The organism is Campylobacter sp. BCW_6463 (assembly GCF_001762785.1).
GTDB classification, from domain to species: Bacteria; Campylobacterota; Campylobacteria; order Campylobacterales; family Campylobacteraceae; genus Campylobacter_D; species Campylobacter_D jejuni.
The window spans coordinates 1-21,244 of the sequence record NZ_MJXL01000007.1 but is presented as its reverse complement, the minus strand read 5'-3'; the positions used below and the strand labels follow the sequence as shown (position 1 = coordinate 21,244).

Sequence of the window (21,244 nt, the reverse complement as noted above, 5' to 3'; positions counted from 1 at the left end):
AAGATAGTGCAAAAAATAGATGAATTAATAAAACAGTTTTTACAAGAACTTGGCTATGAACCTATTTTAAATATGCTTTCAAATGTAAAATCAGGAAAGAAATTACGCTCTAAATTATTATTAGCTATCGCAGATGAGAGTGAGATTGCTTTTAAAATTTGCGCAGCTATAGAATTGATACATCTTGCTAGTTTGTTGCATGATGATATTATCGATGAGAGTGAATTAAGGCGTGGAGCAAGATCTGTTAATGCTGAATTTGGCACAAAAAATGCTCTTATGTTGGGCGATATTTTGTATTCAAAAGCCTTTTATGAATTAAGCAAAATGGATACTAGATTTGCAAGTATTATTTCAGATGCTGTTGTAAAGCTTGCTATAGGCGAACTTATGGATGTTGATTTGGGAGAGAAATTTAATATCAATAAAGAAGCTTATTTGAAAATGATCTATAATAAAACAGCTGTTTTGATCGAAGCAAGTGCGAGATGCGGAGCTATTTTGGCTGGATTATATGAAAAAGATTTTGCAGAATATGGAAAAAATTTAGGACTCGCTTTTCAGATGATTGATGATATTTTAGATATTAAGAGTGATGAAAAAATTCTTGGAAAACCTGCTATGAATGATTTTAAAGAGGGTAAGACTACCTTACCTTATATTTATCTTTATGAAAATTTACAAGAACAAGATAGGATATATTTGCAGACTTTATTTAAAAAAGATTTAAATAAAAATGAAAAAGAGTGGCTAAAAACTAAATTTGAAGAACAAAAAGCTTTGGAAAAAGCTATTTTAGAAGCTAAAACTTATGCAAAAAAGGCTAGTAAAGCGATTGAAAAATATGATAATAACAAGCTTAATGATATTATTAAAGCTATGATAGATAGGGAATTTTAATGTATTATTGTATATCTTTTACTCATAAAAATACAGATATTGCCTTAAGGGAAAAGTTAAGCTTTTCCAATGAAGCTAAAAAAAGTGAGTTTTTAAAAATCATTAGCACTCATGAAAATATTGAAGAATGTTTGGTTATAAGTACTTGCAATCGTGTTGAAATTGTTGCTTTTGTAAAAATGGCCTGTGCGGAGTTTATTGTTAAATCTTTGGCTTTGCTTTGTGATGTGGATAAAGATATTTTACTTGAAAAAGCTGATATTTTTGAAGATAGTGGAGCAATCCATCATCTTTTTTCCGTAGCAAGTTCTTTGGATAGTTTGGTGGTTGGAGAAACTCAGATAGCAGGACAATTAAAAGATGCCTTTGCTTTTGCCGTAAAAAATAATTTTTGCGGAGTGCACCTTTCACGAGCAGTACATAGTGCTTTTAAATGTGCTGCTAAGGTACGCAATGAAACTCAAATTTCTAAAAATCCTATTTCTGTGTCCAGTGTTGCTGTGGCAAAAGCAAAAGAACTTGCAGATTTAACACAGAAAAAAGCTGTTGTTATTGGAGCTGGAGAGATGGGGGAACTTGCAGCAAAACATTTAATTGCTGCGGGTGCTAAAGTGATTATTTTAAATCGTGATTTACAAAAAGCCAAAGATTTGTGCGAGAGACTTGGTGTTTTAAGCGAATATGATAGTTTAGAAAATTTAAAAAAATATTTAAATCAATACGAGTTTTTTTTCTCAGCTACCAATGCACCAAATGCTATTATTACAAATGCTTTAATAGAAGAACTTCCTTATAAAAGGTATTTTTTTGATATTGCAGTTCCAAGGGATATTGATATCAATGAAAATGAAAATATATCTGTTTTTGCCGTAGATGATCTTGAGATTGTGGTTCAAAAAAATTTAGCACTAAGAGAACAAGAAGCTCGTATGGCTTATGGGATAATAGGTCGTGAAACAAGTGAATTTTTTAGATATTTAAACGATTTGGCTTTGATGCCTATTATCAAAGCTATACGCTTGCAAGCTAAAGAATATGCAGATAAACAACTTGAAATTGCGTTAAAAAAAGGATACTTGAAAAAATCCGACAAAGAAGAGGCTAGAAAGTTGATTCATCAAGTTTTTAAGGCTTTTTTACACACACCTACTGTAAATTTGAAGCATTTACAAGGTAAAATGCAAAGCGATACAGTGATTAATGCTATGCGTTATGTTTTTGATTTGCAAAATAATCTTGAAGGTTTAAATCAATATAAATGTGAATTTGATATGGAGAATAATGATGAGATTTACTAAATTTTATGCACCAAGCTTAAAAGAAGCGCCAAAAGATGCGAGTTTACCTAGTCATATTTTTTTAACGCGTGCAGGTTTTGTAGAACAAATTGGTAGTGGACTTTATAATTTCTTGCCTTTGGGAAAAAGAGTTTTAGACAAGATTAAAAATATAGTTAAAGAAGAAATGGATAAGGCTGGAGCACAAGAAGTAAATCTTAGTTTTATCACTCCTGCAAGTTTGTGGCAAGAAAGTGGGCGTTATAATGTTTTTGGAAAAGAACTTCTGCGTTTTAAAGACAGAAAAGAAAATGAATTTGTTTTAGGTCCAACACATGAAGAAGCTATGCTTTCTTTGGTAAAAAACAAAATCACAAGCTATAAACAACTTCCTTTGCATTTATATCAAATTGGACTTAAATTTCGTGATGAAGCAAGACCTAGATTTGGGCTTTTAAGATGTCGTGAATTTTTAATGAAAGATGGATACAGTTTTCATGCTAATGAAGAAGATTTAGGGCGTGAGTTTGAGCTTATGTATAAAACTTATTCTCAAATTTTACAAAGAATGGGACTTGATTTTAGAGCAGTTGAAGCTGATAGTGGGGCTATTGGTGGAAGTGGTTCTAAGGAATTTATGGTTTTAGCAAAAAATGGGGAAGATGATATTTTAATTTGTGAAAATTGTGATTATGCAGCTAATGTTGAAGCTGCAAAAAGAGCTAAAAAAACTTGTCAAGATGAGCGTCCTGAAGCAAATTATGCAAGTAAATTTCACACTCCAAATATTAAAACTATAGATTCTTTAGCACAATTTTTTAAAATCAATGCTTTTTATACGATTAAAGCAGTGGTAAAAAAAGCTATTTACGAAAATGAAAGCAAATTAGTTGTGTTTTTTATAAGAGGAAGTGATGATTTGCAAGAAATCAAGGCTCAAAATGCTTGCAATGCCCTTGAACTAGTCGATGCAAGCGAAGAAGAATTAGAAAAAGCTGGTTTAGTAGCTGGTTTTATAGGTTTTGTGGGATTAAAAGATATAGATTTTTATATAGATTTTGAGCTTGAAAACGAAAAACAAATGATTATGGGTGCGAATGAAAAAGATTATCATTTAATCGGCATTGATGTTGTAAATTTAAACAAAGATCGTTTTAAAGATTTGATTGAAGTTAAAGAAGGGGATTGCTGTGCTAAATGTGGAGCAAAATTAAAACAAAGCAAAGGTATAGAAGTAGGGCATATTTTTAAACTAGGACAAAAATATTCCAAAGCGATGAATGCAAATTTTTTAGATGAAAATGGCAAAAGTCAACCTTTTTATATGGGATGTTACGGCATAGGTGTTTCACGCTTGTTGGCTGTAGCTATTGAAGCAAGTCATGATGAAAAAGGATGTATTTGGAATAAAACTTTAGCTCCTTTTGTGCTTGAAATTATTGTTTCAAATCTCAAAGATGAAAAGGCTTTAGAATTTGCTAATAAGCTTTATGAGGATTTAACCAATCTTGGATTAGAAGTATTGCTTGATGATAGAAATGAGCGTTTTGGGGTTAAAATGAATGATTTTGAACTTATGGGTTTTCCTTATGCGTTAGTTATTGGTAAAGGATTAGAAAAGAATGAAATAGAGCTTATCCAAAGAGAAGGTTTGATAAAAGAGCTTATAAAAACTGATGAACTTATGGAAATTCTTAAAAAGAAAGTGTTATGAATTATAAATTAAGTTTAAGCCCTTTATTTGTACTTGAAATTATTGCAAGTATACTTTTTATAGTGTTTTTTGGTTTTGGTAATTTTTTATTTTTCATACTTTTGAGTATGATTTTTGGTGCGGTTTTATTGGGAATTTTTTGGAAAAATATGCTTGAATTTCAAATGGGTGGCTTAAAGGATATGTTAACACAATTTTCTTTTGTTATCGCAGGGTTTTTACTTGTTTTTCCAGGGATTATTACAAGCGTTTTTGGAATTTTTGTATTTTTCTTTGGTATTGCTTTGAAAATAATGACTAAATCAAAATATCAATACACTAAGCAAGAGTATCAAAATTCTAATGAAGAAATCATTGATGTTGAAATTATAGAGGATAGAAAATGAAGCTTATTATCGCAACAAGAAAAAGTCAATTAGCTCTTTGGCAAAGTGAACATGTAGCCCAAATTTTAAAAAATACACATCAAATTGAAGTGCTTTTAGAAGGTTTTAAAACAAAAGGCGATGTTTTGCTGGATTCTCCTTTGGCAAAAATTGGCGGCAAAGGACTTTTTACAAAAGAACTTGAAGAAAGTATGCTAAGAAAAGAAGCACATTTGGCGGTGCATAGTTTAAAAGATGTGCCTAGTTTTTTTCCTCAAGGTTTAGTTTTGGCAGCGGTAAGTAAAAGAGAGCAAAGTAATGATGCCATGCTAAGTCAAAATTATAAAGATTTTCTTTCTTTGCCAAAAGGTGCAAAAATAGGCACTACTAGTGTTAGACGTAAAATGCAGCTTTTATTGTTAAGACCTGATTTAGAGATTATTTCTTTGCGCGGTAATGTTAATTCTCGTATAGAGAAATTAAAAAATAATGATTTTGATGCGATTATTTTGGCAATGGCGGGAATTAAACGCTTAAACTTAGATAAGCAAGTGAATTTTGTTTATGAATTTAGCAAGGATGAACTAATCCCTGCAGCCTCTCAAGGAGCTTTAGGTATAGAAAGTATAAATGATGAAAAAATTTTAGAACTTTTAAAATGTTTAAATGATGAAAATGCTTTGATTGAAACAAGCATTGAAAGAGAATTTATTGCTACTTTAGAAGGGGGTTGTCAAGTTCCCATAGGTATTAACGCAGAGCTTTTAGGAGATGAAATTTGTGTGCGTGCAGTGCTTGGACTACCCGATGGAAGAGAAATTTTAAAAGATAAAAGAATGATTAAAAAAGATGATTTTAAAGGTTTTGGAGAGAGTTTGGCTAAGGAGTTTATTGCTAAAGGTGCTAAAGAACTTTTAAAAAAAGCTGAGAGCATGCTATGAAAGAATTTATTCAAATTTTAAAAGAAAATGATCTTTTAAGGGTAATTGAAGAGCCTGTAGATGTAGATCTTGAAATCGCTCATTTAGCCTATATAGAAGCTAAAAAAGGAGAAAAAGGTAAGGCTTTATTGTTTAAAAATCCTATAGATAAAAAATTAAATAAACAATATAAATTTCCTGTTTTGATGAATACTTTTTGCAATGAAAAGGCTTTAAATTTAGCTTTTGGGCGTGATTATGAAGAGGTGGCTGAAGAAATTTCAAAACTCACCAAGCTTCATATTCCTACGAGTTTTAAAGCAAAAATGGATTTTTTTATGAATTTGTTAAGTTTTAAAAATGTTCCTCCTAAAAGACTGAAAAAAAATAAAGCCTTGTATGATTATGAAATTTTAAACTCTCTTGAAGAACTTCCAGTGCTTAGAACTTGGGAAGATGATGCGGGTAAATTTATCACCATGGGGCAAGTTTATACGCAAAATTTAGATAAAACTCAAAATAATCTTGGAATGTATCGTTTGCAAATGAGTGATAAAAATGAACTTTTAATGCATTGGCAAATTCATAAAGATGGGGCAAATTTTTACCACGAATACAAAAATGCTGGTTTTAAAAAAATGCCTGTAAGTATAGCTATAGGTGGAGATCCACTTTATATTTGGTGTTCTCAAGCACCTTTACCTAAGGGAATTTTTGAACTTTTGCTTTATGGTTTTATTAAAAAAACTCCTGCAAAACTTACCCCTTGTGAAAATGGTATTTTTGTACCTTATGATAGCGATGTAGTTATTGAAGGTTATGTGGATTTAGAAGAGTTTAAAATCGAAGGTCCTTTTGGAGATCATACGGGTTTTTACACTCCTGCTGAACTTTTTCCTGTGATGAAAGTGGAAAAAATTTATGCTAAAAAAGACGCGATCTATCAAGCAACGGTTGTAGGAAAGCCTCCTTTAGAAGATAAGATCATGGGGCTTGGTACCGAAAGAATTTTTTTACCCTTGCTTCAAACTTCAGTTTCTGATTTAATTGATTATAATATGCCTGAAAATGGGGTCTTTCATAATCTTATCTTGGCAAAAATTGATGCAAAATATCCCGCTCATGCGCAACAAGTTATGCATGCATTTTGGGGAGTGGGGCAAATGAGTTTTGTTAAACATGCAATTTTTGTAGATAAAAATGCACCTTCTTTGAAAGATTATGATGCTTTAATTCCTTATATTTTAAATCGTTTTGATACAAAGAAAATTTTAATTTCAGAAGGAATTTGTGATCAATTAGATCATGCTTCGCCTAATTCTTGTTTTGGGGGTAAAGCAGGACTTGATGCTTGTAAGGAAACACAACTAGAAGAGCTTGAAATTTTAGAAGATGAAAAATTGTTAGAACTTTTTAAAACCAAGGTAGAGCTTTTAAATTTAAAGCAATTTTATAAAGAAAGCAAAAGTCCTATAGTTTGCATTTTGCTTGATAAAAAAGAAAAAATCGAACAAAGTTTTAATAAACTTTTAGAATTTAAAAAACATTTTAGGATTTTAGTATTTTTGGATACCGAAAATAAGCTTGAAAACCCTTATATGCTTGTTTGGCGTGTGGTAAATAATATTGATGCTAAAAGAGATATTTTTATCAAAGAAGAAAGACTTGGAGTGGATGCAAGTGCTAAGGGTGAAGCTGAGGGTTATTTAAGAACTTGGCCTAAGCAAACAGATTGCACTAAAAGCGTGATAGAAGATTTAATCTTGCGTAATATTTTAGAAAACAATCCAGATCTTTTTAATAAATTTGAAATTTTTTAAGATAGTTGAGATTTTTTTAAAATTTTGGCACAGTTTTTGCTTATTGTTTTTTATATTGAAAAATAAATTTTTCTTTACTAGGTGTTCATAAATTTATAAATTTGTCGATATAAGCTTTTAACTAGCAATAAGAAATTTTAAAAAGGATTTTAAAATGGAAATATCGAAGGCAAATGGGCAAATGGATACAGCTTTGGCAAACATTAGTCAAAGAACAAATGAGACACAGGCTAGTTCAAACATTCAAACCGATAGAAGTCAAAGCCAAGGAGGCGATGATGAACAACAACAAGGTGTGAGTGAAAAGTTAGCTGATATTACAAAAAAGCTAAATGAGCAAATGGATTCTTTAGATACTAATGTTCGTTTTGGTTATAGCGATAAAATTAATTCTATGTATATTAGCGTGACTGAAAAAAGTACTGGAAGGGAAATTCGTCAAATTCCTAGCGAAGAAGCTATGAGACTAGCTGAGTATTTTAGAGATGTGATAGGAATGATATTTGATAAGGAGAGTTAAAAATGGCATTTGGTAGTTTATCTAGTTTAGGATTTGGTTCTGGAGTTTTAACTCAAGATACTTTAGATAAGTTGAAAGAAGCTGAACAAAAAGCTCGCATTGATCCTTATACTAAAAAAATCGAGGAAAATACAACCAAACAAAAAGATTTAACTGAGCTTAAAACAAAGCTTTCTGCTTTTCAAGCAGCTGTATCGTCTTTAGGAGACTCTACGGCTTTTGCAAAAAGAAAGGTTATAGCAAGTATCACTGATAATCCTCCTGCAAGCCTTAGTGTGACTTCAGGTGTTGCTTTGCAAAGCATGAATATCAATGTAACTCAACTTGCCCAAAAAGATGTTTATCAAAGCAAGGGTTTGGTAAATGATACAGGAATTATCAATGCAAGTTTAAAAGAACCTACAAATTTAACTTTTTTTTCTAATGGAAAAGAATACAGCGTTACTATAGATAAAAATACAACCTATAGTGATTTAGTTGATAAGATTAATACTGCTACGGGTGGAGAAATTGTAGCTAAGATGGTAAATACAGGAGAAAAAGACGCACCTTATCGCTTAACCTTAACGAGCAAAGAGACAGGTGAAGATAGTGCTATAAGCTTTTATCCGGGTGCAAAAGATTCTGATGGTAAATATAAGGTTGATGAAAATGCTAAAAGTGTTTTTGAAAGTCTTGGTTGGAAACTCGATGAAGATGCTTTAAAAGCTGAAGATTTTGATCCTGCTAAAAGTAAAAAAGGTGTTGGCATTGTTGATAGCGAAGATAATCCTTTGCATATTCAAAAAGCTCAAGATGCTAAATTTACCATGGATGGTATCAAGATGACAAGATCGAGCAATACTATAACCGATCTTGGTGTAGGTATTACTTTGACTTTAAATAAAACAGGTGAAATTAATTTTGATGTTCAGCAAGATAGTGAGTCCGTTACTAAAGCTATGCAAGATATGGTCGATGCTTATAATGATTTAGTGTTAAATCTTAATGCCGCTACAGACTATAACAGCGAAACAGGAACTAAGGGTTCATTACAAGGTGTGACAGAGGTAAATTCTATACGATCTAGTATCATTTCTGTGCTTTTTAAAACCCAATCGGTTGATGGTACTGTAGAAGATGATAATGGTAATAAGGTAAATACTAAAGTAATGCTTTCTTTACAAGACTATGGTTTAAGTATGACTGACTCAGGGACTTTAAATTTTGACTCTTCTACTTTTGAAAGTAAGATGAAAGAAAATCCTGATTTAACTGAAAGCTTTTTTTCAGGCATTACTCAATACAAGGATATAAACTATACTGGTGATTTAATTAAAGAAGATAGTCTTAAAGACTATTTAGGCAAAGAAGATGGTAAAGGTATAAGTTTTGAATCTGGAAAATTTCAAATTGTTACAAATTTTGAAACTTATGATTTATCTAAAAATGCCGATGGAACCACTTTTAAATTGACAGGTGAAACAGAACAAGAAATGCTTCAAAATTTGGCTAATCATATCAATAGTAAAGGTATTGAAGGTTTAACAGTTAAAGTTGAAACTTATGAAAAAGATGGAGAAAAAGGATATAAGCTTAATTTTAAGACCGATGGAAGTTCTGATTTTGCCATAAAAGGAGATAGCGAATTTCTTAAACAATTTGGTTTAAGTCAAACGAGCATTGCCGCTGAGGCAGTTGAAGGTGTGGGTGTTTTTGCTCAGCTTAAAACAACTTTGCAAGGCATAACTGGTACAAATGGTTCTTTAACAAAATACGATGAGAGTTTAACGAATGATACTAAGTCTTTAACTCAAACTAAAGAATCAACTCAAACTTTGATTGATACAAGGTATGATACAATGGCAAATCAATGGTTGCAATATGAGAGCATCTTAAATAAACTTAATCAGCAATTAACAACTGTGACTAATATGATCAATGCAGCAAATAATTCTAATAATTAAGGATAAAAAAGATGCAAAATAGTTTAGCTTATAATGCTTATTCTCAAAATCAAGCGGGGATAGAATCTCCGCAAAAACTTATCGAAATGCTTTATGAAGGAATTTTGCGTTTTTGCGCAAGGGCTAAAGTGGCGATAAGAAACGAAGACATAGAACAAAGAGTGTACTTTGTAAAAAGAACAACAGCTATTTTTATAGAGCTTATTAATACTTTAGATTATGAAAAAGGTGGAGATGTGGCGCATTATTTAAGTGGGCTTTATACAAGAGAAATTCAACTTTTATCTTTGGCAAATTTAGAAAATAACGAAGAGAGAATCAATGAAGTTATAAATGTAACCAAAGGTTTACTAGAAGCTTGGAGAGAAGTACATAGTAATGAAACAGTGGCTCAGTGATTTTAAACTCGCGTTAATTCAAGAAGATATTAATAAGCTTGAAAATTTGCTTGATAAACTTGATATGAAAGCTTTTATTAAAAATTTAGCTAAAAGATCACCCTCAGAAGACTTTTTAAAAGAAAATATGAATGATGTATTTTATCAAATTCAAGCTCTTTTGCAAGAAGCTGTTATACTGATTGAGCAAAAGAAAAAAGCAAAGGCTGTTGAAATTCAAAAATTTCAAAAAGCTTTGACCTATGTTAGATCTTAAAAAGCATAGCGATAAGCCGAGTTCTGTCTTGAATGCTCATTTATCTAGTTTTGTTTTTACAAACAAAATCAAGCGAAGGGTCAAAACAAAGACGCTAACCATCCCTTCTTGCTGCACATTGGGTTTACATAGCCGAAATTGTTGCCAAAATCGCTGGTAGGCTTTTACCCCACCGTTTCACCTTTTCCACTTGTGTGGTAGTTTTCTTTCTGTTGCACTATCCCTTAGGTTACCCTAGCCATCTGTTAGATGGAATGCTTGTCTTTAGCAGCTCGGACTTTCCTCTTCTAAAAAGAAGCGAGCATTTACTATGCTTTAAATTTAAATTTTAGCGTAATTTTACTTATTTTTTTATCAAATAAAATAATTTTATTGTGATATCAATCAAAATTTGATAGAATTATTTTTTATTTTTTTAACAAAGGAAATTTATGGCATCTTATTCAATGGGTGATTTAAAAAAGGGACTTAAAATAGAAATCGATGGAATTCCTTTTAAAATAGTTGAGTATCAGCATGTAAAACCAGGTAAAGGTCCTGCTTTTGTGCGCATTAAAATCAAATCTTTTATTGATGGTAAAGTGCTTGAAAAAACTTTCCATGCAGGCGATAAATGCGAAGCTCCAAATCTAGAAGATAAAACCATGCAGTATCTTTATGATGATGGTGAAAATTGCCAGTTTATGGATACACAAACATATGAACAAGTAGCTATAAGTGATGATGATGTGGGTGAGGCAAAAAAATGGATGCTTGATGGTATGATGGTAGATGTGCTTTTCCACAATGGTAAAGCTATCGGCGTAGAAGTTCCACAAGTTGTTGAACTCAAAATCATCGAAACGGCTCCAAATTTTAAAGGTGATACTCAAGGATCAAATAAAAAACCAGCTACATTAGAAACAGGTGCGGTAGTTCAAATTCCTTTTCATGTGTTAGAAGGTGAAGTTATACGCGTTGATACTGTGCGTGGTGAGTATATAGAAAGAGCGAACAAATAATACAAAAAAAGCTTTTGGAGTATTCCAAAGCTTTTTAAATTTATATAATTTTTTATTTTCTTTATTTTATTCTGCAAGGTATTTTTCAAATTTTTAAACTTGACTTTTCTGTAGTGTTTTAATTCTATATTATAAAGATGAGCTTATGAGAATATTCTTTCTATTTTCAAATATTTTTAGATGGGATTATAGTATTGTTTTTTTGCCTAAAAAGGGTTTTTGCTTGTTATAATTCAAGATATTCTGTAAAATATTTTATAAGATGAGTAAATTTGTTACTAAATAGATATTTTTTAAATTTTAGATTTTGTTTTTATGCTTTGAAAAATATATTTTTTGATATCATAAGCCCTATAATATTTTAAAGGATGATAATGGTTTTTTTAATCATCTCTAGTATTATAGTAGCCATCATTTTAGGCTATATTACTAGACATAATGTTGGAATTTTTGCTATGATTTTTGCTTATATTATAGGAGCCTTTTTTATGGATTTAGCTCCTAAAAAAATCATAGCTTTTTGGCCTATTTCTATATTTTTTGTTATTTTTGCTGTTTCATTGTTTTATAATTTTGCAACCGTAAATGGAACTCTTGAAAAATTAGCTGGACATTTAATGTATCGTTTTGCTAATCATCCTTATTTACTTCCTTTTGTTATTTTTGTGGTTAGTGCTATTATAGCTGCTTTAGGAGCGGGTTTTTATACGGTTTTGGCTTTTATGGCACCCCTTACTTTTTTGCTTTGCGATAAAATCGGTTTAAGTAAAATTGCCGGAGCTATGGCCATAAACTATGGTGCTTTAGGAGGAGCAAATTTTATGACTTCTCAAAGTGGGATTATTTTTCGAGGATTGATGCAAAATTCAGGAATTGAAGCAAATGAAGCTTTTATAAATTCTAGTATTATTTTTGCTTTTACTATAATTTTACCTATTGTGGTATTATCTTTTTTTGTGTTTAATGCTTTTAAAAATAAGATGCAAACCAGTGTTATTTCAAAACCTGATCCATTTGATTATAAACAAAAAACTACTTTAATTCTCATGTTTATGATGATTATTGTTGTTTTAATCTTTCCTGTGCTAAATATTATTTTTCCGCATAATGAGATAATTAGTTATTTTAATAAAAAAATAGATATAGCTATGATAGCCATGATTTTTGTTGCCATTGCTTTATTTTTAAAATTAGCCGATGAGAAACAAGTTGTTGCTTTAATTCCTTGGGGAACCTTGATAATGATTTGTGGAGTAGGGATGTTAATTAGTATAGCGGTTGAAGCGGGAGCTATAAAATTATTTTCAGATCTTGTAGAAAATGAGATCAATGTGATTTTTATTCCGTTAATAATGTGTGCTATTGCAGCTTTTATGTCGCTTTTTTCAAGTACTTTGGGTGTGGTTACTCCAGCACTTTTTCCTATAGTTCCAAGCATCGCTGCAAGCAGTGGATTAAGCGAGGCATTGCTTTTTTCTTGTATTGTTGTAGGGGCCCAAGCTTCTGCTATTTCTCCTTTTTCTTCTGGAGGAAGTTTAATTTTAGGATCTTGTCCTGATAAATATAAGGAAAAATTATTTAAAGATTTACTTATTAAAGCTGTGCCAATAGGATTTATGGCGGCGATTTTAGCTACTATTATAATGAGTTTTATTTTATAAGGATAATTTAATGAAGATTGATACTCATGCACATATATTTTTGAAAAATTTAAATACGGTTGCAAATGCAAGATATAAGCCTGATTATGACGCTAGTTTTAAAGATTATAAAGCAAATTTAGATCATTATGATTTTGATAAAGGGATTTTAGTTCAGCCAAGTTTTTTAGGTGTTGATAATGAATTTTTGCTTCAGAGTATCGAAAAAGATGAAAATATAAAAGCTATAGTTGTGGTTGATGAAGGTATTAAATTTGATGAGCTTCAAAAACTAAAAGAAAGAAAAGCTTGTGGAGTTAGATTAAATTTAATTGGCAAAGAATTGCCAAATTTTAAAAGTACGGTTTGGACTCAATTTTTTGAAAATTTAAGTAAGCTTAAAATGCAAATAGAAATTCAAAGAGATTTGGATAATAATCTTGTTGATATTGTTAAAAATTTAATTCCTTATGGTTGTAATATTGTTATCGATCATTTAGCAAGAGCTAATGCAAGCTTAACAAATTTAGAGGATTTAATTTACTTAAAAAACTCTAGAATATTTTTTAAAATTAGCGGTTTTTATAGAGCAAAAATAGACTATGTTAATAATGAACAAGCTGTAAAATTTGCAAAGAAAATATATGAAATTTTAAAAGAACATTTTCCACTTAGCAATTTTGTTTTTGGAAGTGATTGGCCGCATACAAATTTTGAAGCAAATGTTAATTTTTCATCGGCTCTAGCAGCTTTTAATGAAATTGTTGTATCTAAAAAAGAACAAGAGCAAATTTTAGGGGATAATGCTTGTGTTTTATTTGACTTTTAAGCTTTTCGTTTTATCCTAAAGATGTATTTTGCAATGCGTTCAAAATATATTCTTAGATAAGGTTTATAAATTACAAAACCACCCAAAAGTCCTAAAATGCTTCCTATTACGACATCAACTAAACGAGTGAGTATTAATGTATTTGCATTTTCACTCATAAAATTAGCTGCTTCTGAAAGATAAGTAGCATAAGGAGTAAAAAAAATCATAGCTAAAGCATAGTTTCGATTGACTAAAAATTGTCCTATAAAAAACAAAGACATCATAAGTAAAATAAGCTCTATATTGTGAAATTGTTTAGATAAAAGCCACCATGCAAAACATACTCCTAAGGCCGTTCCTATGATGCGTTGAATTTGTTTAATCCATATAGAGTTTAAAGTTACACCTTGCATAATAGCTGTGCAAGAAATGGCTATCCAATAACTTCTTTCAAGTTCTAAAAAAGTTCCTAAAAATATAGAAAAAGCTACAAAAGAACCCATAATCAAAGAATCCACAAAAACTGCATCAAAACCTATGTATTCTCTAGGTGGAATTTCGCCAGGTAAAGCATTTTTAAATCCATAAATCACAACGATAGAATATAACAAAGCCATTAAATTAGCTACCATTGCCCCAAGAAAAACAAGACCCACTAAAAAGATAAAATCCTTAGCTTCAAAAGGAGAATAAGCTCCTAAAACACAAGAAAATACAAAGAAAAAATATCCAGGTGCACCAATGTTATAATATCTAACTAAAATAGAACTTCCCATAGCCACAAGTCCTATAGGGATGAAGGCAAAAATTGAAGGTAAAAAATGGGTTAAAATTCCTAAGAAAAAACTAGAAACTATACCAAAAGAACAGCACATCACAACAGCCATTCTATGATATAAAGGAGTGTTTGGAACATATAAAAAAGATAAAGCTCCTATCATGGCAATGAGTCCATAGTTTAATTTTCCAAAAAATACACTAAACCCTAAAACTATACCCACACCCAAAGCCGCAAAAAAAGGCATTTGCCAAACTTGTTCGCTTGAATTTAGTTTAGCAATTTCTTTAAAGTGCTGCTTTAGTATTTCTATTTTATTCACTCTCGAATTTGTCCTTCTCCATTAATTATATATTTATAAGTGCAAATATCTTCAACCCCCATAGGACCTCTTGCATGCAATTTGCTAGTTGAAATTCCAACTTCTCCACCAAAGCCAAATTCTCCTCCATCGCTAAAACGCGTTGAAGCATTAGCATAAATACAAGATGAGTTTATAAGGCGTTGAAATTTAGCGATATTTGAAGCATCATTTGAGATAATGGTTTCAGAATGCAAGGAGCTGTGTTTATTGATATGCTCTATAGCTTCATCGCAATCTTTTACTAATTTTACACTTAAAGCAAAATCAAGCCATTCTGTATCAAAGGTATTTTCATTTGCTTTAAAAACTTCTAAATTTGAGTTGTTAAAATAAGCCAAAGCATTTTCATGGGCGTGAATTTTTACCTTAAATTTTTCAAATTCAGGGATTAAAAGACTTATACAATTTTTAGCAATTTGTTCATGTATTAAAAGCGTTTCTAAAGCATTACAAACACTTACTCTTTGACACTTTGCATTAAGGATTATTTTTAAAGCCATATCTAAGTTAGCGCTTTGATCTACAAAAGCATGACACAAGCCCTTGTCTTGCTTAATAAGAGGAATTTTGGTATTGTTTGCGATTTCTTGTATCATATTTGAACTACCGCGAGGTATGATCACATCGATTAAATCATCAAAAGTTAGAATTTGCTTGATCTCGTCTCTTTGAGTAAGCATAGCAAAACAATCTTGCAAACCAAATTCCTTAAGTATTTTGCTAACAAGAGTAAATATAGCTTCATTTGTAAATTTTGCTTCACTTCCGCCTTTAAATACACAAGCATTAGAACTTTTTATCATTAAAGCTACAATTTCAGCACTAAGACTAGGCCTTGCTTCGTAAATAACACAAATGAGTCCCAAAGGAATGCTTATTTTTTTTATGCTCAAACCTGTATAATTTTTCCAGCCTTTAGAAATTTTGCCTATGGGATCTTCGATATAAGCGATTTTTTCTAGGCCTTCACAAAGAGCTAAAATGCGTTTTTCATCTAACAAAAGCCTATCTTTTATTGCTCCACTTTTTGTGAAATTTGCTATATCTTTTTCATTTGCTTCTAGGATAATTTTGAAATTTTCTCTTAAAATTTGAGCTAATTTTAAAATAATTTTTTCTTTATCTTTAGGTGTTAAGTTAAGTAGTTTTTGAGAATTTTTCTTAATATTTTCAAGCAAATTTCGCATTTTTAATCCTTTATTTACAAAAAACTTGATAAATTATACAAAAAAAATCAGAATTGAAAGGTAAATATAAATGAAAAAAATAGATTTAATTATAGTAGGTGCAGGTCCAACAGGCATAGGCTGTGCGGTTGAAGCTAAGCTTAAAAACAAAGAAGTTTTGATACTGGAAAAATCAAATAACATTTGCCAAACTTTAATGCAATTTTATAAAGATGGCAAAAGAGTAGATAAAGCTTATAAGGGATGCGAAGGAACTAATCATGGACATGTTCCTTTTGAAGATGGTACCAAAGAAAGTACTATAGAAACTTTTCAAAACGTATTAAAAGAACACAATATAGAAGTTGAATTTGGCTCTGAAGTTGAGAGCGTTAAAAATGAAAATGGAGTTTTTTTAGTAAGCACAGCTAAAGGCGTTTATGAGTGTAAAAACATCATCGTTGCTATAGGTAGAATGGGTAAGCCTAATAAGCCTGATTACAAACTTCCTATGACTTTAACAAAAATCATTAATTTTAATGCCAATTCAGTTTTGGGAAATGAAAAAATTCTTGTTGTAGGTGGCGGAAATTCAGCAGCAGAATACGCTGTGGATTTGGCAAATTCAAATCAAGTTAGCCTTTGTTATCGTAAAAAAGAATTTACAAGATTAAATGATATAAATCTTAAAGATATTCACGAAGCTGGAAATTCGGGTAAAGTAGAGTTAAAACTAGGAATTGACATTAATGAAGTAGAAGATGATAATGGCAAAGCTAAAGTAAATTTTACCGATGGTACAAGCGATATTTATGATAGAATCATTTATGCTATTGGTGGTTCTACTCCACTTGATTTTTTACAAAAATGCGGGATTAATGTTGATGATAAAGGCGTGCCTTTAATGGATGAAAACAAACAAAGCAATGTTAAAGGCATCTTTGTAGCAGGAGATATTGCTACTAAAAATGGAGCAAGTATAGTTACAGGGTTAAATGACGCTGTAAAAATTCTTTCCGTGCTTTAAATTTTTAGCCTTCGGGCTAAATTTGACTTATTAATAAGTAAATTTTATAATTCTTAGTTATTTTAATTTAAATCTATGAAAATGCAAAATAAAACTAATACAAAAACAACAATAAGAACTTATCGTTTAAATTTCTATATTTTAGAACTTCAAGCACTCTACTAGCGTCTTTAAAAATATTTTATTTTAATATTTTAAAGGATTTGTATGTCAAATATTTTTAGCACTTTAAGCCCTTTTAGGCTTTTTATAAAATGTGCCGTGCCAAATGTCATAAGCATGGCCTTTATTTCTTTTTATTATATAGTTGATGGAATTTTTGTTGGAAAATATCTAGGAAGTGATGCTTTAGCAGCACTAGCCTTGATTATTCCCTTTATTATGATGTCTTTTGCTTTGGCTGATATGATAGCTATAGGTTCAGCAGTGCAAATTTCTATGCATTTGGGTTTAGGCAAGAAGAATTTAGCTAGAAAGATATTTAGTTCTAGTATATTGATTATTTTTCTAATCTCTTGTTTTATTGGAATTTTGGAGTATTTTTTAGGACCTGTTTTGATTGATTGTCTAAATGTTAGCGATGAGATTAAAACCATAGCTAAAGAATGTATGTTTGTTTTTGCTTTATTTGCACCTTTTACCATGCTTTCTTTTGCCTTGGATAATTATTTAAGAATTTGTGGAAAAACAACCTATAGTATGATTATGAACATAATCATAGCTTTAAGTAATATTATATTTGATTATCTTTTTATAGTTGTATTTGGTTGGGGCTTGTTTTCGGTAGCCCTTGCAACTTGTTTAGGAATTGTTTTAAGTGGTATTTTTGGAATTATTCCTTTTTTATTTCAAAATTTAGAGCTTAAATTTTCAAGTTTATATATAAATTTGAGAATTTTTAAAAATATTCTTTATAATGGAAGTAGCGAGTTTTTTGGCAATGTTTCGGGTTCTTTATATAGTATTTTTGCAAATTTTGTTTTGTTAAAAATTTCTACCACTCAAGCCGTGGCAGCTTTTTCTATTATTTTATATATTGATAGTTTTATTATAATGCTCATTATTGCTATGGGGGATGCGATGCAACCTGCACTTAGTTATAATTATGCTAAAAAAGATTTTTTAAGGATTAAAGCTATTATAAAAGTGGTATTTTTTGCAGGGGGAATTTTATCTTTATTTTCTATAGTATTTATATTGATATTTGGAGAAAATTTAATAGCACTTTTTGCAAAAGAAAATGATCAAGAATTTAAAACTTTTGCTTATACAGCTTTGATGCTTTTTGCTTTTAATTATCTTTTTGCATGGTTTAATGTTCTAAGCGGTTCTTTTTTGACAGCTTTTAATAAGGCAAGCTTTTCTTTGGTTTTAAGTTTAATGCAAAATTTATTCATACCTTTATTTTTTCTTTTGATTTTATCCTACTTTATAGGTTTAAATGGAGTATGGTTAAGTCCATTTTTTGCTGAATTTTGTGTTTTGATTTTAGCTTGGATTTTTCTTAAAAGGATTTTTAAAGATCTATCTTTATAGGAGATAGATCTTTTTTAAATTTTATCAAAGGAGCTTTTTTATAATTTTTTAGAATTTATATCCTATTCCAGTTAAAACAACTTGATAGGTTTCATCATAAAATCCTATATCGCTATTTCTTTTTTCTATACCATAATTTGCAAAACCATAAAGTCCGTTATAGCCCAAAAATTGATTTTTAACAACTTTTAGATTAAGCTTAACTATATTACCGTCTTGTTTTTTGTGGAAGATAGGATCTGTTCCTACTGCTTCATATCTGCTAAGACTTAAATTTGGGGTGAAAATATAGTCATCAGCAAAAGCCAAATTTGCTCCCATGCTTAAACCATATCTTGAGTAACTTTGAGCTTTTCCATCTGCATCATTATAATCATAGCTTAGTCCTAAATTTAACAAACTATAATTGTAATTTAATTCAAACTCGTGATAATACCCCTCTCTTTTTAAAGAGCTGTGCTCAACTGCGTCTTTATCATATTTGTTTTTGCTAAATAAATATGAAGCTGTAAATTTTCCTAAATCACTTTCGTAAAGTTGAGAGATTTTAAAACCATATCTATCAACATCAGTTTCTTCTCTATTACCTATTTGATAAGGATTTGCATAAGCTTTTTCCCTTAAAGAAGAGATTACAGAAAAAGAAGTGCTAAAACGCTCTAAATAAGCTTTTTCGTAACCTAAAGCTATACCGCTGACATCTCTTCCATTGTAGTTTTTGATAAAAACTCTATCATTGTCTATAAGGTTACCATAGTAAAGTTCTACACCGATAAAAGGAATAAAAGAAGAGTCCGAATTATCAGCGTCATAACCACCTAAGTAATCACTATCCGCTAAAGTTGAAATATTGCTTTTAATATCTCTTGCACCTACACCTATGCTTAAATTTCCACTAAAACCTTCTTGAAAATCTACAGCCATAGCTGACTGGGCTAAAATGGAAGCTAAAATACATGAAAATAAATGTTTTTTCAAGTGTTCTCCTAATAAAATAAATGTTGTGATTATAATTGTAACTAATATTACATTAAATATTTATAAAAAATTAAAGTTTATAATTTTAAGTTTTTTTAGATAAAATTTTTAAAACTATTTATATTTATAAGGAAATTTAGTGCAACAAGAGTATTATGACTTGGATTTAGAGCGAGCTATTTTAAGCAGTTGCATTATGAGTGAAGAAGCTTACGCTAGTATAGCAGGCGATATCAGTCCGAAAGATTTTAGTCTTAAAGCTCATGAAGATATTTTTAAAGCAATTATAGCTTGTAGCAACAACAAAGAGCCTATTTCTATAAGTTTTTTAAAAAAACATAAAAAAATAGATGAAGAGATTTTAGCAGAAATTCTTGCCACTCCTTCTATGATAGATTTGCCTGCTTATGTAAATGAACTTCGCGAAAAGTCCATCAAAAGACAACTTTTGAGTTTTGCACATCTTTTACCAGCTCGTATTAATGAAAATCGTGCCGTAAGTGAAATCGCAGATGAAATTGGTAAAGAAATTTTTAGCATTACAAATCGTGTAAATTTTAGAGATATTAAAGATGTTAATATAATAATATCAGAACTCTTTGAAGAATTTAAAAAGCAAAAAACTTTAGAAAATAAAAATATCATAGGGCTTGATACAGGCTTTGAGGGTCTAAATAAAATGACAAAAGGTTTTAAAGGGGGTGAGCTTATAATAATCGCTGCACGCCCAGGTATGGGAAAAACAACCCTTTGTTTAAATTTCATTGATAAAGTTTTAAGACAAAATAAAGGTGTGGCTTTGTTTTCTCTTGAAATGCCCGCAACTCAAATCATGCAAAGAATGCTTTCTTCAAAAACTTCTATCCCTTTACAAAGAATTTTAACCGCAGATTTAAACGATGATGAATGGGAGCGTTTAGGAGATGCTTGTAATGATTATAGTCAAAAGAAATTATATATTTATGACAGTGGTTATGCAACTATCGCTGATGTAAGGGCTATTTTAAGGCGTTTAAAATCTCAAGATGAAAGTATAGGACTTTGTGTGATTGACTATATAGGGCTTATGATGAGTAATTCAAATTTTAATGATAGGCATTTGCAAGTGAGTGAAATTTCAAGAGGACTTAAGCTTTTGGCTAGGGAGCTTGATATGCCGATTATCGCACTTTCACAACTTAATCGTGGCTTAGAGCAAAGAGCAAATAAGCGTCCTTTGATGAGTGATTTGCGAGAAAGTGGAGCTATAGAGCAAGATGCGGATGCTATTTTGTTTGTATATCGCGATGAGGTTTATAGGGAGCAAGAAGAAAAAGAAAGAGAGAATAAAGCTAAAGCCGAAGGCAAAGCTTATCAAAGAATTTTTATACCCAATGCTATGCAAGAAAATGCTGAAATTATTGTTGGAAAAAATAGAAATGGACCGGTCGGAACTATAGAGGTTATATTTTTAAAAGAAAAATCTTGTTTTGTAGATAGGCCTATGGGCTATGAAGCTACTGAATTTACAGGCTAGCTTTAATTAATATAAATTAATTAAAAATATTTCACAGATAATTTCAATATTTAATTAATTTTACTCTCATTAAATCAATTTTTTATATAAAATAAAATTTAAATTGAAATTTTATTTTATATAATAATCAGTATTTAATTATACTTTAAGTTTAAATATTTTATTATTCCGCTATTTTATTTTTATATTTTATATTATTATTAAAAAATAAATAATATGAAATTAATTTCAAAATAAATCATTTTAAATAAGGAAGGAGAAAAATATTTGAGTAAAAATATTATTTCAAGTAAGGTGTCTACGGGGGGGGG

Annotated in this window: 19 protein-coding genes and 1 other RNA gene; 16 read left to right on the top strand and 4 right to left on the bottom strand. The window is 30.4% G+C overall.

Annotation, left to right across the window (positions count from 1 at the left end; translation table 11 throughout):
• Window positions 1–6 precede the first annotated feature (6 nt).
• The 10 genes from AJ884_RS00170 to AJ884_RS00125 all read left to right on the top strand — a co-directional run bounded on the left by AJ884_RS00170 (window position 7) and on the right by AJ884_RS00125 (window position 10,116).
• On the top strand, window positions 7–900 hold the full coding sequence (locus tag AJ884_RS00170) for a hexaprenyl-diphosphate synthase (RefSeq protein WP_070233420.1): 894 nt from the start codon (window positions 7–9) through the stop codon (window positions 898–900).
• The gene (gene hemA, locus AJ884_RS00165) at window positions 900–2,198 is read left to right on the top strand and encodes a glutamyl-tRNA reductase (RefSeq protein ID WP_053872533.1); all 1,299 of its coding nucleotides are present in this window, start codon (window positions 900–902) and stop codon (window positions 2,196–2,198) included. The genes AJ884_RS00170 and hemA overlap by 1 nt, the downstream gene beginning before the upstream one ends.
• Window positions 2,182–3,891 carry a proline--tRNA ligase gene (locus tag AJ884_RS00160; protein WP_079860126.1) on the top strand — a complete coding sequence of 570 codons (1,710 nt, stop codon included), beginning with the start codon at window positions 2,182–2,184 and terminating at the stop codon, window positions 3,889–3,891. The genes hemA and AJ884_RS00160 overlap by 17 nt, the downstream gene beginning before the upstream one ends.
• Window positions 3,888–4,277, top strand: a complete 390-nt coding sequence (gene fxsA / locus AJ884_RS00155) for an FxsA family membrane protein (protein WP_070233421.1) — start codon at window positions 3,888–3,890, stop codon at window positions 4,275–4,277. The genes AJ884_RS00160 and fxsA overlap by 4 nt, the downstream gene beginning before the upstream one ends.
• Entirely contained in the window at window positions 4,274–5,197 is a 924-nt protein-coding gene (gene hemC, locus AJ884_RS00150) for a hydroxymethylbilane synthase (protein ID WP_070233422.1), read from the top strand. Before fxsA ends, hemC begins: the two co-directional genes overlap by 4 nt.
• The gene (locus AJ884_RS00145) at window positions 5,194–6,996 is read left to right on the top strand and encodes a menaquinone biosynthesis decarboxylase (RefSeq protein ID WP_070233423.1); all 1,803 of its coding nucleotides are present in this window, start codon (window positions 5,194–5,196) and stop codon (window positions 6,994–6,996) included. Before hemC ends, AJ884_RS00145 begins: the two co-directional genes overlap by 4 nt.
• A 154-nt stretch (window positions 6,997–7,150) precedes the next feature.
• On the top strand, window positions 7,151–7,516 hold the full coding sequence (locus tag AJ884_RS00140) for a FlaG family protein (protein ID WP_070233424.1): 366 nt from the start codon (window positions 7,151–7,153) through the stop codon (window positions 7,514–7,516).
• 2 nt (window positions 7,517–7,518) lie between these two features.
• Window positions 7,519–9,462 (top strand): flagellar filament capping protein FliD, encoded by a 1,944-nt coding sequence (fliD, locus tag AJ884_RS00135; protein WP_070233425.1) that lies wholly within the window; start codon window positions 7,519–7,521, stop codon window positions 9,460–9,462.
• A gap of 11 nt (window positions 9,463–9,473) precedes the next feature.
• Window positions 9,474–9,860: a flagellar export chaperone FliS gene (fliS, locus tag AJ884_RS00130; protein WP_070233426.1), complete on the top strand. Its 387-nt coding sequence runs from the start codon at window positions 9,474–9,476 to the stop codon at window positions 9,858–9,860.
• A complete protein-coding gene (locus AJ884_RS00125; RefSeq protein ID WP_070233427.1) occupies window positions 9,841–10,116 on the top strand; it encodes a hypothetical protein in 276 nt (91 codons plus the stop codon). Before fliS ends, AJ884_RS00125 begins: the two co-directional genes overlap by 20 nt.
• On the opposite strand, the gene rnpB is transcribed toward AJ884_RS00125, so the two are convergent.
• An RNA gene (gene rnpB, locus AJ884_RS00120) (RNase P RNA component class A) lies at window positions 10,113–10,433 on the bottom strand. The genes AJ884_RS00125 and rnpB overlap by 4 nt on opposite strands.
• A 114-nt stretch (window positions 10,434–10,547) precedes the next feature.
• On the opposite strand from rnpB, the gene efp reads away from it, so the two are divergent.
• From efp to AJ884_RS00105, 3 genes are all read left to right on the top strand, one after another.
• Window positions 10,548–11,117, top strand: a complete 570-nt coding sequence (gene efp / locus AJ884_RS00115; RefSeq protein WP_002855210.1) for an elongation factor P — start codon at window positions 10,548–10,550, stop codon at window positions 11,115–11,117.
• Window positions 11,118–11,485: 368 nt separating this feature from the next.
• The gene (locus tag AJ884_RS00110) at window positions 11,486–12,778 is read left to right on the top strand and encodes an SLC13 family permease (protein ID WP_079860127.1); all 1,293 of its coding nucleotides are present in this window, start codon (window positions 11,486–11,488) and stop codon (window positions 12,776–12,778) included.
• Between the two features lie 10 nt (window positions 12,779–12,788).
• A complete protein-coding gene (locus tag AJ884_RS00105) occupies window positions 12,789–13,586 on the top strand; it encodes an amidohydrolase family protein (protein WP_070233429.1) in 798 nt (265 codons plus the stop codon).
• On the opposite strand, the gene AJ884_RS00100 is transcribed toward AJ884_RS00105, so the two are convergent.
• Window positions 13,583–14,668 (bottom strand): FUSC family protein, encoded by a 1,086-nt coding sequence (locus tag AJ884_RS00100; RefSeq protein WP_070233430.1) that lies wholly within the window; start codon window positions 14,666–14,668, stop codon window positions 13,583–13,585. The genes AJ884_RS00105 and AJ884_RS00100 overlap by 4 nt on opposite strands.
• Window positions 14,665–15,897: a glutamate-5-semialdehyde dehydrogenase gene (locus AJ884_RS00095; RefSeq protein ID WP_070233431.1), complete on the bottom strand. Its 1,233-nt coding sequence runs from the start codon at window positions 15,895–15,897 to the stop codon at window positions 14,665–14,667. Before AJ884_RS00095 ends, AJ884_RS00100 begins: the two co-directional genes overlap by 4 nt.
• A gap of 70 nt (window positions 15,898–15,967) precedes the next feature.
• Here AJ884_RS00095 and AJ884_RS00090 point away from each other — a divergent pair, with 70 nt between their 5' ends.
• The gene (locus AJ884_RS00090) at window positions 15,968–16,903 is read left to right on the top strand and encodes an NAD(P)-binding domain-containing protein (RefSeq protein ID WP_070286330.1); all 936 of its coding nucleotides are present in this window, start codon (window positions 15,968–15,970) and stop codon (window positions 16,901–16,903) included.
• Window positions 16,904–17,110: 207 nt separating this feature from the next.
• Window positions 17,111–18,439 (top strand): MATE family efflux transporter, encoded by a 1,329-nt coding sequence (locus tag AJ884_RS00085; protein ID WP_070286329.1) that lies wholly within the window; start codon window positions 17,111–17,113, stop codon window positions 18,437–18,439.
• A 48-nt stretch (window positions 18,440–18,487) separates the two neighbouring features.
• Here the strand turns inward: AJ884_RS00085 and AJ884_RS00080 are convergent, their stop codons facing one another.
• Window positions 18,488–19,417 carry a DUF2860 family protein gene (locus AJ884_RS00080; RefSeq protein WP_070233434.1) on the bottom strand — a complete coding sequence of 310 codons (930 nt, stop codon included), beginning with the start codon at window positions 19,415–19,417 and terminating at the stop codon, window positions 18,488–18,490.
• 139 nt (window positions 19,418–19,556) lie between these two features.
• Between AJ884_RS00080 and AJ884_RS00075 the strand changes: the two genes are divergently transcribed.
• Window positions 19,557–20,933, top strand: a complete 1,377-nt coding sequence (locus tag AJ884_RS00075; RefSeq protein WP_070233435.1) for a replicative DNA helicase — start codon at window positions 19,557–19,559, stop codon at window positions 20,931–20,933.
• The last annotated feature ends 311 nt before the right edge of the window (window positions 20,934–21,244 follow it).

Excerpts from the sequence above, each read along its gene's own strand:
- AJ884_RS00145 (WP_070233423.1), top strand. The coding sequence starts at position 5,194 with ATGAAAGAATTTATTCAAATTTTAAAAGAAAATGATCTTTTAAGGGTA.
- fliD (WP_070233425.1), top strand. The coding sequence starts at position 7,519 with ATGGCATTTGGTAGTTTATCTAGTTTAGGATTTGGTTCTGGAGTTTTA.
- fxsA (WP_070233421.1), top strand. The coding sequence starts at position 3,888 with ATGAATTATAAATTAAGTTTAAGCCCTTTATTTGTACTTGAAATTATT.
- AJ884_RS00125 (WP_070233427.1), top strand. The coding sequence starts at position 9,841 with ATGAAACAGTGGCTCAGTGATTTTAAACTCGCGTTAATTCAAGAAGAT.
- AJ884_RS00160 (WP_079860126.1), top strand. The coding sequence starts at position 2,182 with ATGATGAGATTTACTAAATTTTATGCACCAAGCTTAAAAGAAGCGCCA.
- AJ884_RS00090 (WP_070286330.1), top strand. The coding sequence starts at position 15,968 with ATGAAAAAAATAGATTTAATTATAGTAGGTGCAGGTCCAACAGGCATA.
- hemC (WP_070233422.1), top strand. The coding sequence starts at position 4,274 with ATGAAGCTTATTATCGCAACAAGAAAAAGTCAATTAGCTCTTTGGCAA.
- efp (WP_002855210.1), top strand. The coding sequence starts at position 10,548 with ATGGCATCTTATTCAATGGGTGATTTAAAAAAGGGACTTAAAATAGAA.
- AJ884_RS00140 (WP_070233424.1), top strand. The coding sequence starts at position 7,151 with ATGGAAATATCGAAGGCAAATGGGCAAATGGATACAGCTTTGGCAAAC.
- AJ884_RS00105 (WP_070233429.1), top strand. The coding sequence starts at position 12,789 with ATGAAGATTGATACTCATGCACATATATTTTTGAAAAATTTAAATACG.
- fliS (WP_070233426.1), top strand. The coding sequence starts at position 9,474 with ATGCAAAATAGTTTAGCTTATAATGCTTATTCTCAAAATCAAGCGGGG.
- hemA (WP_053872533.1), top strand. The coding sequence starts at position 900 with ATGTATTATTGTATATCTTTTACTCATAAAAATACAGATATTGCCTTA.
- AJ884_RS00110 (WP_079860127.1), top strand. The coding sequence starts at position 11,486 with ATGATAATGGTTTTTTTAATCATCTCTAGTATTATAGTAGCCATCATT.
- AJ884_RS00085 (WP_070286329.1), top strand. The coding sequence starts at position 17,111 with ATGTCAAATATTTTTAGCACTTTAAGCCCTTTTAGGCTTTTTATAAAA.
- AJ884_RS00095 (WP_070233431.1), bottom strand. The coding sequence starts at position 15,897 with ATGCGAAATTTGCTTGAAAATATTAAGAAAAATTCTCAAAAACTACTT.